Origin of the sequence: Streptomyces sp. NPDC006997 (assembly GCF_040635175.1) — a bacterium.
Taxonomy (GTDB): Bacteria; Actinomycetota; Actinomycetes; order Streptomycetales; family Streptomycetaceae; genus Streptomyces.
This window is the reverse complement of record NZ_JBEYHH010000020.1, coordinates 1-12715: the sequence shown is the minus strand read 5'-3', so window position 1 is coordinate 12715 and position 12715 is coordinate 1. Positions and strand designations below refer to the sequence as shown.

General features: G+C 71.1%; 6 protein-coding genes and 2 pseudogenes. 1 reads left to right on the top strand and 7 read right to left on the bottom strand.

The window, feature by feature from the left end; all coding sequences use genetic code 11:
• Positions 1-39 precede the first annotated feature (39 nt).
• The 5 genes and pseudogenes from ABZ659_RS20840 to ABZ659_RS20820 form a co-directional block, all read right to left on the bottom strand.
• Positions 40-237 (bottom strand): hypothetical protein, encoded by a 198-nt coding sequence (locus tag ABZ659_RS20840; RefSeq protein ID WP_360221941.1) that lies wholly within the window; start codon positions 235-237, stop codon positions 40-42.
• A gap of 126 nt (positions 238-363) precedes the next feature.
• Positions 364-897, bottom strand: coding sequence for a hypothetical protein (locus tag ABZ659_RS20835; protein ID WP_360221938.1), 534 nt, complete (start codon positions 895-897; stop codon positions 364-366).
• Between the two features lie 90 nt (positions 898-987).
• Positions 988-1770, bottom strand: a pseudogene (locus ABZ659_RS20830) (MFS transporter); the annotation flags it as partial.
• Positions 1771-1812: 42 nt separating this feature from the next.
• Positions 1813-4518 (bottom strand): LuxR C-terminal-related transcriptional regulator, encoded by a 2706-nt coding sequence (locus ABZ659_RS20825; RefSeq protein ID WP_360221935.1) that lies wholly within the window; start codon positions 4516-4518, stop codon positions 1813-1815.
• A gap of 381 nt (positions 4519-4899) precedes the next feature.
• Positions 4900-8244: a glycosyl hydrolase gene (locus ABZ659_RS20820; protein ID WP_360221932.1), complete on the bottom strand. Its 3345-nt coding sequence runs from the start codon at positions 8242-8244 to the stop codon at positions 4900-4902.
• Between the two features lie 729 nt (positions 8245-8973).
• Here ABZ659_RS20820 and ABZ659_RS20815 point away from each other — a divergent pair.
• Positions 8974-10359: an MFS transporter gene (locus tag ABZ659_RS20815; protein ID WP_360221929.1), complete on the top strand. Its 1386-nt coding sequence runs from the start codon at positions 8974-8976 to the stop codon at positions 10357-10359.
• Positions 10360-10404: 45 nt separating this feature from the next.
• Here the strand turns inward: ABZ659_RS20815 and ABZ659_RS20810 are convergent, their stop codons facing one another.
• A complete protein-coding gene (locus tag ABZ659_RS20810; protein ID WP_360222350.1) occupies positions 10405-12378 on the bottom strand; it encodes a GAF domain-containing protein in 1974 nt (657 codons plus the stop codon).
• Positions 12379-12540: 162 nt separating this feature from the next.
• A pseudogene (locus ABZ659_RS20805) lies at positions 12541-12715 on the bottom strand (zinc ribbon domain-containing protein); the annotation flags it as partial.

The window sequence follows — 12715 nt, the reverse complement described above, 5'->3', positions numbered from 1 at the left end:
ACACCGCCGCCCAAGGGCCGGACAAGGGCAGGGCTCATGTCACTCCGGAAGCTGCCGCATCTCCACGACCCGGAGTCCCAGTGACTGGCAGCGTGCCAGCAGCCCGTACAGGTGCGCCTCGTCCACGACAGGGCCGAACAGGATCGTCTGGCCGGACATCTCCACGTGGCCCAGCTCCGGAAACGCCTTGGCCAGCGTCTCCGACAGATGTCCCTCGATGCGGATCTCGTAGCGCACGAGTTGTCCCTCCACGGACTGCTTCGGTCCGGCGGACGGTGCCCTTACCCCCGATCGTCCGCCTCCGCGCCCCGTCGGACCTCACCCCGTACAGGTGACCGCCGCCCGGCCGGCGGACGCCAGGGATCAGTGCTTCAGAACGATCTTGAAAGAGATGATCAGCAGTCCGAGCACCAGGTTGACCGACGCGGTGGCGGCCATGAGCCGCGGCGAGGCACCGGCGCGGTGCGCCGCGGCCACGGACCAGCCCACCTGGCCGGCCACGGCGACGCGGAGCGCCAGCCAGAGAGCACCTCGCACGTCCAGTCCCAGGAGCGGGCTGACGGCCACCGCCGCGGCGGGCGGAACGGTGGCCTTGACGATCGGCCACTCGTCACGGCACACGTCCAGCGCGACCCGGCGGTCCGGAGCCCGCTGCGCCAGGCGCGCCCCGAACAACTGGGCGTGCACGTGCGCGCCCCAGAAGACGACCCCGGTCAGCAACAGCAGCAGTACCAGCTCGGCGCGGGGGAACGCGCCCAGGGAGCCCGCGCCGATCACCACGGAGGCCGCGAGCATGGATCCGTAGACGCCGCCCGTGTAGTCCGCGTGGGCCCGGCGCGCGGCCCGGCGCTCCGCGCGGGCCCCGGCCGGGCCGGTCGTGGCTCTGGGTCTGGACACCGGTGACTCCTCCCGGACTCAGCGCGCCGGTCCCGTTCACCCCGGCCGGTGGCCCCCGGCGTCCGGCCGCGGGCGACGGCCTTCCCCGGCGCTCGGCAGGTGCGGGGTGACCAGGAAACTGGCGACGGCTATGCCGCCGGTGGCCAGGATCGCCGCCTTCAAGCCGTCCAACTGCGCGGAGGCGTAGGAATCCGTGACGGCGTCGACCTCGGACGGCGGCAGCCCGGCGCCCTCGGCCGCCGAGCGCAGCTGATCGGTGGGGACGAAGGTGATCCCGGCCTCAAGGGCGACGCCGACCTGTTCACGGGTCTGCTCGGAGAGCTGCGGGTTGTCTTCCACCTGCGTGGTGAAGGCCTGGGCCAGCGAACCGATCAGAATGGACCCGATGAGCGCGGTGCCCAGCGCGGAGCCCAGGTTCTGTGCCGTGAACTGGAGCCCTCCGGCCTCCCCGCGTTCCTCCTCGCCGACGCCGGACTGGACGACGTTGCCCAGCTGCGAGGCGAGCAGGCCGACGCCCACGCCCAGCAGGGCCATGGCTCCGGCGAACTGCCCGTCGTCAATGACCGGGTCGATGGTCGCCAGCAGCCACACGATGGCCGCCGCCAGGGTCGCCAGGGCCAGCCGCACCACCAGGCGCGGCCCCCACAGCCGTCCCAGCGCGGACGCGGACAGCGAGGTCACGAGCATGGTGGCGGACACCGGGAGCAGACGCAGGCCCGTCTCGAAGGCGTCGAACCCCTGAACCACCTGCAGGTACAGCGGGATCGCGAAGAACAGCCCCAGCAGGATGAGGTTCTGGCTCAGCAGCGTCATCAGGCCGGACCGCAGGACAGGTCTGCCCAGCAGGGACAGGTGCACGAGGGGATCGGCGCCCTCGCCTGTCCTTCGGAGCCGGACGGTCTCACCGGTGCGCGTTCACAGCAGCCGGAGGTCGCGTGCGCGGCGCACCGCGTCGCCTCGACGGTTCACCGCCAGCTTTCGGTAGACGCTCTTGAGGTGCGTCTTCACCGTGTTCACGGACACGTGGAGGTCAGCGGCGACCTCCTCCGTCGACAGCATCCGGGCCACCCGCTCCAGGACGTCGCGTTCGCGCCCGCTCAGCTCCACCGCGACGAGCGGTGTGGGCGGCGGTCCCGCCGGAAGCCGCGCCCCGTGCCGTGGTGGGTCGGTCCTGAGCCAACCCGCTGCCAGCTCGTGGAGCGGAGCCATCGCCAGGAGAGGCCGGATCCACGCTCCCGTGTCGAGGAACGGACGTCGCAGTCGCTCCCGCCTGGCGTCGAGGAGGGCATGGGCCACGAGTCGGCGGGCGGTGGCGGTGTCTCCTGCCCTCTGCGCGGCCTGAGCCCTCACCAGCGCCGCCCGCACGGTCACCCCGGGCCCGGCCCGGCCCTCGGTGCGGATACTGTCGAGCAGGTCGACGGCCTCCCCGGTACGGCCCGCGGCGGCGTGGATCGCCGCGGCCTCCACGGCACACGTGGGCTGGTCGCCGGACACGCGCCGGAGCGCCTCGGTGGCTTCCTCCGGCCGTCCTTCGGCCAGGTACGCGGCGGAGGCGACGAGCGCTTCATGGCCCGCCGCCCAGGGTGAGGCCACGGCGGTGGCGACGTCCGGGTCCGCCGCTTCGACGGCGGCTCGGGCCTTGCCCCTGACCAGCAGGAGGCGGGCTGTGACGAGGGCTCGTCCCGCCGCCGTCACCGGATCACGCGTTCCCGGGAGGGACCGGTCCGTCTCGTCGAGGAGGGCCTGGGCCCGGCCCAGTTCATGGCGGTCGACGGCCACGGCGGCCAGGACCAGCTTGCCGATGCCGGAGGCGCACGACGGGGGGAGGCCGGCCCGCTCCCCCTCGGCCACCGCCGCCAGCGCCCGGCGCTCCGCCCGGCCGGGCCAGCCGTTCAGATAGTCGAGCAGGGCAAGGTGTCCCATCGACTCCTCCCGGGGCCGCACGGTGGAGACCCCCCCGGGGGCGCCGACCGCGGCGGTCAGGGCAGCGCGCGCCTCCTCGAAGGACCCCGCCCACAGACGGACCGATCCCAGATGGGTCAGCAGCAGGGCGGAGACTTCGGGATGTTCGTCCAAGAGGTCCGCCGGGACCACCGGCCGCAGCTCGTCGGCCGTCCGGGCGGCCCTCTCGGCCTGCGGGGGACATCCGGTCAGCCGGGCGGCCAGCGCCTCCAGCAGCGCACAGCCGAGCTGCGCGGCCGCCCGGTCGGACACCGTGTCGGGCGCCGGTTCGGACGCCTCGGGAGCCAGCCGCTCCTCGGCGTGGCGCAGGTGCGCCAGACCACGGCGTAGGTCGCACTGGGCCAGGTCGCGGGCCGCACGCACGAGGTCCGCCGCGGGGCTCCTGGCCTCGGGCTGCATGTGCGAGAACAACCGGACCAGGTCGCCCGAGCGCAGGCCGGTGAAGAGCTGGCCGATCGCCAGGTCGGCTACGACGGCTCCGGCAGCGAAGTCCCACTCACCCGCGGCGGCGCTGTGGGCGAGTGTCTCCGGCAGGAACCCGTGTCGACGCAGCCACCGGGCGGCCCGCCGGTGGAGTTCCTGTTCCAGCCCGGGCAGGCGCACGCGCTGATGGGCTCGGAGTATCTCCGCGAACAGCGGGTGGAGCCGGTACCACGAGTGCCCGAGGTGCTCGACGAACGCGTTCGCGCGGTGCAGCCCGACGAGAAGGGGCGCCGCGTCGGTCCGGCTGGTCAGCGCGTCGGCCAGACCAGGGCAGAAGCGTTCCAGGACGCTGACACGCAGCAGGAGGTCCTGTGTCTCCTCCGTCTGCCCCCTGAGCACTTCGGCGAGCAGGAAGTCCGCGATCGTGCTCTGGTCCGCCTCGAACTCCTTCAGATAGCGCTCCGGGTCGGCGCTCTCCCGAGCGGCCAGGGCGGACAGGCGCAACCCGGCTGCCCAGCCCCGGGTACGGTCCACCAGTGCCTGCGCGGCGTGGACCGGGAGGCTCAGACCGTGCAGCTCCAGCAGCGCCACGGCCTCCTCCGGGGTGAAGGCCAGCTCGGCGGCGCGGATCTCCGTCAGCTCACCGGCCGCCCGGTAGCGGTGCAGCGGCAGCAGCGGTTCGGTGCGGGTGACGAGAACCAGGTGCAGCGCCCGCCCGGCGTGGTGCAGGACGAAGGCGAGCTGCTCCGCGATGTCGGGAGCGGTCACGCGGTCGTACTCGTCGAGCACGACGACGACGGGCCGGTCATGATCGTTCAGTTCGGCCGCGAGCGCCGCCAGCAGTCGGTCGTCCACCCGGGACGCGTCCGCCGGGAACCCGACCAGGCCGGGCGTCAGCACACCGCAGGCCTGCAGGGCCTGGATGAGGTACGCCCAGAAGACCCCCGGGTGCCGGTCCCCCACTTCGACGGTGAGCCAGGCGACCGGCTGCCGCAGGCCGGCGGCCCAGTCGGCGGCCAGCAGCGTCTTGCCGGCCCCGGCCGAGCCGTTGAGCATCGTCAACGGCGTCCGCAGAGCCTGGTCGAGGTGATCGACGAGCCGCTGCCGCCGCAGGAATGTGGCGGGCCTCGCGGGAAGGGCGAACCTGGTGCGCAGGAACAGGTCTCCCGGGGGATGCGCGAAAGGAACGGTCGGAAAGACCGGTCCTTGAGCTTCTTCCCCGTAGGTCTCTGCCACGCGCTCATCACCCCTGTCCGTCAGGGTCACGTCGTGAGGAGTACTCCCGGGCGGTACTCCCTTACCCAGCATCCCAGCCCCCCTGCCCCGGCGCGCGCCGAAGATCCGCGTACCGCGGATCGGTCCGTGCCCTCCACGCACGAAGCCCGGTAAGCCCCGCGGCCGGCAAGGGCCACAGCGACGACCCCGGCCGTGCGTACCTGCGACGCCGTGGCGTCCGGCACTCGATTCGGGAGAAGACCGACAGCCGGGCCGCCCGCCCGCGCGGTCGCGGGCCGCGGTTCCGGTGGCCGGTCGAAGGCCCCGGAAGGACCGTCTTCCGGACCTTGCCGGACGAGCCCGGCCCGTGGATGCGGATCACGGGCCGGGCTCGTCCGGTTGTCAGGCGAAGGGAACGGTCAGGACAGATCCCCTGCCGACCTGGAGGGTGGAGGCGCCGTTGCCGAGGGCGCTCCAGACCTCGACGCGGATCGTGCCGCCGTTCAGGTTGCCCAGGTCGCCGGATGCGGAGAGCACTCCCTGACGGGCGGAGCTGTAGTCCTCCCAGCCGGTGATCGGGTCCGAGGCGAAGTAGCGGAACGTCTCGACACGGTCGAAGGTGCCGTCACCCGTCAGGTCGTAGGAGACCCGGGCCTGCTGGGCGTAACCGACGTGGGTGCCGGCGTCTACCTTGAACGTGAAGGCCGTTCCGACCCCGGCCTTCAGCGTGCCGTTGACGTTCTTCACCTCGTAGACGAGCGGGTTGTAGGGGGTTCCGTCGCGGTTGGCGCCGTCCGCGGAGCGGATGGTGTCCGAGGAGCCGGCAGCAGCCGCCTGGGTGGCCAGCTGGCCGCCCGAGCGCAGGTAGAAGGTGTCACCCGTGACCGGCGGGGGGCCGGAGGTGGTGACCGTTACGGTGCCGCTGGACGGGCCGACCTGGTCGGCCGTGTCGCGGGCCTTGACGCTGAAGGTGTACTCGGTCCCCGCCGTCAGGCCGGTGACGGTGTGGGTGGTGCCGGTGACGGTGGCGACCTTGGTGGTGCCGCGGTAAACGTCGTAGTCCTTGACGCCCCTGTCGTCGGTCGCCGCGCTCCAGGTCAGCTTGACGGAATTGTCCGTGATGTCGCTCGCGACCGGGGTGCCGGGCGCGCCGGGTGCTTCGTCGCGCGGGGGCGGGTTGCCCGTGGTGGTGACGGTCACGGTGCCGCTGGACGGGCCGACCTGGTTGGAGGTGTCGCGGGCCTTGACGCTGAAGGTGTACTCGGTCCCCGAGGTCAGGCCGGTGACGGTGTGGGTGGTGCCGGTGACGGTGGCGACCTTGGTGGTGCCGCGGTAGACGTCGTAGTCCTTGACGCCCTTGTCGTCGGTCGCCGCGCTCCAGGTCAGCTTGACGGAATTGTCCGTGATGTCGCTCGCGACCGGGGTGCCGGGGGCGCTGGGCCTGTCGTCACCGGGGGCGCCGCACAGGGTGCCAAGCTCGGTGTCACCGCCCGCACCGGACGCGGTGGACCTCGCCGGGACGTTCAGGACCCCGCCGTCCGAGAACAGCACGGAGCACTCTTCGGCCGTGTAGTTGTGGGCCGCGTAGGTCTTGGTGCCGCTCTTGTCGAAGACGACCGCGGTGGGCGAGTTGGCCGTGACGGTCATGTCCGGCGAGCCGATGGCGTTCATCGTGGCGACCCAGTGGTAGGTGTGCGCCTTGGTCTCGCCGGCTTCAGGGACGTAGCCGCCGTTCCACTGGTTCCAGTAGCTCATGGCCTTGGCCGGGTCGTAGAGCGCCTGGACCTGCCAGAAGATGTCCTTCCACTCGACGGCCGGGCCGCCGTTCTCCTTCTCCATCTCGGTCACACTGCGGTTGAGCATGGCCTTCTCGCGGGCCAGGTGCAGGGAGCCGCCCGTCATCGGGAGGAAGTTGATGCCGTGGATCTCCTCGGGGTTGGCGGTCCACCAGGTCGCGTAGGCGCCGCCGCTGCTCCAGACCATGCCGACGACGTCGTGGGTGAAGTCCTGGGGGTAGACCTGCTGGTCGGCGTCGAACCAGTACTGCGCGATCGACTCGGACTCGGTCATCATCATGTAGACGCCCTGGTCACGCAGCGCCTTGTTTCCCGTCGCCGAACCCCACATGATCAGGCCGGCGCTGAGGTTGATCGACTCCGAGGACGACTCCTGGTTGTTGCCCGCGGCGAAGGACTCGTGGCCGGCGGCCCAGCTGTGGCCGGCGTAGACGTCGAAGCCGCGCAGGAACGGATACTTGCCGTCGTCCCTCGCCGGGTTGGCGGCGTCCTTGATGAGTTCCTTGACCATGCCGCCCCACTCCGAGTCGGCGGCCCACTGCGGGTCGTACTGTGCCACGATCGCCGCGGCCATCACGTAGTACGAGTAGTGGAAGTGGTGGTCGTTGAGCTCCTGGTCGCTGCCGTAGGAGGCCGGGTAGCCGATGAGGGTGCGCCAGTCCTTGTCATAGGAGAACTCGGATGGGCCGCCGACCGTGAACCATTCCTCCATACGGCCCTTGATCAGCGTCAGCAGCTTGTCGCGGTTGGCGGTGTCGCCGGCCTGCTCCGCCAGGGGAACGAGCATGGCGAGCTTCCCCAGGGCCTTGCCGGTCCAGTAGGTGTCGAGCGCGCCGCTGAAGGGGTCGCCTTGGGTCAGCACGTCGTTGATGTAGCCCTTGAGCTTGGTCTTGTCGACGCCGACGGCGCTCGGCAGGCCGGGCAGCACACCGTTCACCTTCTGGGTCGTCGTGAAGGAGGTACCCTCGCGGACCTTCATCTCACCGCGGGAAGAGACGTAGCGGTAAGCGGTCAGCGGGTCGCTGGTGTGGAGCCACTGATGGCGGTAGAGCGCCTGGAAGGTGCCGGTCTCGGTACCTTCCTTCGCCTCCGTGGTGAGGGAGTAGGTCGCGGAGACCTCCCCGTCCCCCTCGCGGTACTCCCAGTCCACCTTCGAGCCGGTCACGAAGCTGAAGGCGTACTTCTCGAAGTCGGCCAGCGCCTCCTTGCTCGGGAGGACCGCCAGGGAGAAGTAGTCCTTGCTGCCGAGGTCGGCGCGGATCTCGTTGCCCGAGACGGTCCAGTCGCTGCTGCTCGGCGCGAACAGCGCGTAGTCGTGGCCGGAGATGGTCACGCCGAGCACGTTGCCCTGATCGGCGAAGACGGTCGGCGGGGCGGCGGCGCTGATCTGCGCCACGCCTCCGGTGCCCTCCGCGTACACGTAGGGCAGGCCGTGGCCGATCGTCGCCCTGAGGCTCCGCACACCGTCGTTCCAGTACGGACTGACGGTCCAGTCGCTCCACCCGTCCGCCTTCGCGTCGGGTGAGTTGAGCCCCGCGAGCCCCAGGGTCAGGTCTGCCTTGTGCGGGAACTCGTACTGGCGTCCACCGCCGACGATCTGGTGTGTCGTCGGATAGCCGACCTCCAGGCCACCGGAGACCGCCTTGTAGGTGAGGGGGTGGCCATACATGTTCTCCGACCACGGGTTGCTGGAGAAGCGCTGGAAGGCCAGCGAAGTCCACCAGTCGTTCGTCGGGACCGGGGTGTCCGCCATGGCGGGAGTCACCTTGGGCTTGACCGCCTGGCCGCCGTTGTTCGACGGCCCCTGCCGACCGGCCGGACGAGCGTCGCTGTAACTGCCCTTGCCGACATCGATGGTCGCGGCCGAGGCCACACCACTGCTCACCGTGCCCAACGCGGTGACGGCAAGCGCCACCGCGGTCAGCACGGACAGGTTTCTGTGAGATCTCATGCACAGCCCTTCTGAGAGCGCTCTCAAGTCGCCGACAACGTAGAGCCGCCCGCGGAAGCGGTCAATGTTTTGAGTCAAAACTCTTTCCGGCAGGCATCGCCCTTCACGTGGTGAAGGCGCTTGGCCTCAAGCGGGACTTCCTCTCCGGGACTACTTCCAGGAACCCGCTAGGGCATACCGGGCAAAACACCCAGATCACGCGCCTCTGAGAGCGCTCTCACGCACCCCGTGCCCAACCGAAGCCCCGGAGGTCACCTTGACCCATGCCAGAGCCGCCAAGAGAACCGCCATGCGAACGACCAGAGGTCCCGCCCTCTTGACAGGGCGCACACATCCTTAACGCACTGGCGTTGCACTTCCCAGGACGCAACCTGCCACGCAACGACTCTGAGTCGATCAATCCCGGATGCCCGAGTTCAACGGAGCGTAGTCAGCACCAAGTCAGCACGGGACAGGTGAGGACGGGTGATGACGTGGGATTTCAGTCAGCACCAAACCAGCACGGGAGTCAGCACGGCACCATCAAATCGTGCTGAACTGCGCGTCCCGGGCGGCACTCGTGCCGATCACCATCGATCCCCTGAGACGCCTTTCCATGAGTCGGCATGGTGGCCGCACGCATAGCTGGCCTCCGAACTATGTTGTCCCGCCACATGTGCGCCTGACCTGCGGATTCCTACGGTATGGCGACACGCAACCGTCCCCGCACATCCTCAGGAAGTGGTGCCGATGTCGTCGCCCGCAACCGCTCCACCAGCACCGACTAATCTCAAGCGCATCGTCGCCGCGTCCCTCATCGGCACCACCATCGAGTGGTACGACTTCTTTCTCTACGGCTCCGCCGCGGCGCTCGTCTTCAACAAGCTGTTCTTTCCGGACTCCGACCCGCTCGTCGGCACGCTGCTGTCCTTCCTGACGTACGCCGTCGGCTTCGCGGCCCGGCCGATCGGGGCGTTGGTCTTCGGGCACTTCGGGGACCGGCTCGGCCGGAAGAAGCTGCTGGTGCTGAGCCTGTTGATGATGGGCGGGGCGACCTTCGCGATCGGGCTGATGCCGACGCACGCCACGATCGGCAGCGCCGCGCCGGTGCTGCTGACGGTGCTGCGTCTCATCCAGGGGTTCGCGCTCGGCGGTGAGTGGGGCGGCGCCGTGCTGCTGGTCTCCGAGCACGGGGACGCGCGGCGGCGCGGCTTCTGGGCGTCGTGGCCGCAGACCGGCGCGCCCGCGGGCCAGTTGCTGGCCACCGGCGTGCTGTCACTGCTGACCGCCGTGCTCTCGGACGCTGCGTTCGAGTCCTGGGGCTGGCGCGTGCCGTTCCTGCTCTCCGGGGTGCTGGTGATCGTCGGGCTGTGGATCCGGCTGTCGGTGGACGAGTCGCCGGTGTTCCGGCAGGCGCGGGAGCGGGCCGAGGCGCGCAAGGCGGAGCGTGCGGCGGAGGCGGAGAAGCTGCCGCTGGTCTCGGTGCTGCGCCACCACTGGCGCGATGTGCTGGTGGCGATGGGCGCCCGGATGGCCGAGAACATCAGCTACTACGTCATCACCGCGTTCATCCTCGTCTACGCCACCAACGAGACCGGTCTGTCCAAGCAGACCGCGCTGAACGCCGTCCTCGTCGCGTCGGCCGTGCACTTCTCGGTGATCCCGCTGTGGGGCGCGCTCTCCGACCGCATCGGGCGCCGCCCCGTCTACCTGATCGGCGCGGTCGGCATCGGCGCCTGGATGTTCCCGTTCTTCATGCTCATCGACACCGCCAGCTTCGGCAGCCTGGTCTTCGCGGTCACCGTGGGCCTGGTGCTGCACGGGGCGATGTACGCGCCGCAGGCGGCGTTCTTCTCCGAGATGTTCGCGACCCGGATGCGCTACTCGGGCGCCTCCATCGGCGCGCAGTTCTCCTCGGTCGCGGCCGGTGCCCCGGCCCCGCTGATCGCGACCGCGCTGCTGGACGACTACGGCAGCTCCACCCCGATCGCCCTGTACGTCATCGCGGCGGCGCTGTTGACCGTCGTCGCCATCGGGGCGGCGAAGGAGACCCGGCACCGCGACCTGTCGGATGTCGGACCGGCCGACGAGGCCGACTCCGCCGCCGTCCGCAAGGCCGACGCGCACTCCCTCTGATCCTCCGACAGGACCCTGGCCCCGTACGCCGTCCGCGTGCGGGGGTCAGTGGCGTCCGGGGACCGACAGGCGGTGCAGACGCAGGGCCAGTTGGATCTCCAGGGCGCGGGCTGGGCTCTGCCAGTCGTCGCCGAGGAGTCGGCCTATGCGTTCCAGGCGCTGGGCCACGGTGTTGACGTGCACGTGCAGCTCGTCCTTGGTGCGGGCCGGGCTCATCCCGCAGGCGAAGTAGGCGTCCAGGGTACGCAGCAGATCGGTGCCGCGGCGCTCGTCGTACGACGTCACCTGGCCGATGGTGCGTTCCACGAACCCGGCGATGTCCCGGTCGGTGGCCAGCAGCAGCCCGAGGAAGCCGAAGTCCTCGGCGGCGGCGCCGTCCCCGCCTCGGCCGAGCAGCCTCAGGGCGTCGAGGCAGCGGCGGCCCTCGGCGTAGGCGGCGGTTACCGCCTCGGGGTGTTCGGCGAGGTCCGCGACCGGCGCGGACGCGCCGACGGTGACCTCCTCGTGCACCGCCGTGCCGAGTTGCCGGGCGGTGCGGCGGGCCACGGCGGTGGCGGTGTCGCCGGAGGTGAGCGGGAGCAGCAGGACGGTGCCACCGTCGCGGGCGGCGGCCAGGCCCTGCCGGGTGGCCGCGAGGTGGGAGGCGGCGGACCACAGGCGGCGGCGGGCGTCCGCCTCCTGCTCGGCGTCGGCGGCGGTGCCGTCGAGGCGGGCGGCGAGCACGACGTGGGTGGCGTCGAGGTCGGCGCTCAGCCGGGTGGCGCGTTCGCGCAGCAGGCGCGGGTCGCGGTCACGGGCGTCCAGCAGGTCGTCGAGGAGTTCGCCGCGGACCCGCTGCTCGGCCTCGGCCGCGGAGCGTCTGGCGAGCAGCAGCAGGGAGGTGACCATCGCGGCCCGCTCCAGGGTGCGCTGGTCGACGGGGTCGAGGTTGGGGTGGCCGCGCAGCACCAGCGCGCCGAGGAGTTCGCCTCCCGCGGCGACGGCGGCGATCCAGCCGTCGCCGTGCCGCACCGCGTGGCCCTCCGCGCGGGACGCCTCCAGCGCGTCGGGCGGCGCGGCGGCGGCCTCGGTGAAATCCACCGTGCCGTCGAGGACCTCGGCGACCGCGGCGGCCACGTCGTGGACGCCGCCGCCGCGCAGCACCAGTTCGGCGAGCCGGTCGTGCACCTCGGAGGCTCGTTCGATGACGCCGCTGCGGTCCTGGATGATCTCGTTGGCGCGCTCCAGACCGGCGAGGGCGGAGCGGGTCTCGGTGAGCAGGTTTGCGGTGTCGATGGCGGCGGCGGCCAGCGCGGCGAACGAGCCGAGCAGGGCGATCTGCTCCCGTTCGAAGACCCGGGCGCGGCGGTCCGCGGCGTAGAGCACGCCGATGACGTGGTGGCCCAGCATCAGCGGGACGCCGAGGATGGCGACCAGTCCCTCGTCGTGGACCCCGGAGTCGATGGCCGTGGTGTGCTGGAAGCGCTCGTCCTTGAAGTAGTCGTCGGTGACGTACGGCCGGGCGGTCTGGGCGACGAGACCGCCGAGCCCCTCCCCCATGCCGAGCCGCAACTGCTGGAAGCGGGCCGCGACGGAGCCCTCGGTGACCCGCATGTAGGTGTCGCCGCGCTCGGGATCGTTCAGGCTGAGGTAGGCGACGTCGGTGCCGAGCAGGGAGCGGGCGCGCTGCACGATCGCCTGGAGGACGGCGTCGAGGTCGCGCAGCCCGGCCAGGTCGTGGGCGGTCTCGAAGAGCGCCGACAGCTCGGCCTCCCGGCGGCGGCGCCCCTCCAGCTCGGCGCGCACCCGCAGCGCGAGCAGCTTGGCGTGTTCCAGGGCGGCGATCCGCTCGGCCGGGTGGCCCCCGGCGCGGGCGAGCAGTACGGGCTGTTCGTAGGCGTCGGCGGCGGCGCCCCGGACCAGCAGCTCCAGATACGGCACCTCGGCGCCCTCGGCCAGCTCCGCCGGACCGGCCGGCTCTGCCGGACCGGCCGACTCTGCCGCCAAGCGGTGCGCGGACTGCGCGTGATCACGGGACATGGTCACAGGATTCCTCTTGACTTCCTCCTCGCCCTGAAGGGCGAGGATTCCCCTAGGGGGGGTTCGGCCGGTCGCCCGGCTTACGGGTTCCTGCTTCACAGACCGGCTGGCGCCGAGGTCTCCACAGGCTGACACGGCATGCCCTGCCGCGTTTTTGATGTTGACGGCCGCGTTGACGTCGGCGTGGGCACGGTATCCGCAGCCTGCGGCTTTGCACGCGAAGACCGATTGGCTCTCTCGGTTTCCTTCGGTGACGAAGCCGCAGGCGGAGCACCGCTGCGACGTGTACGCGGGGTTGACCTTCACTACCACGCTTCCGGTGTAGCGGGCGGCGTTG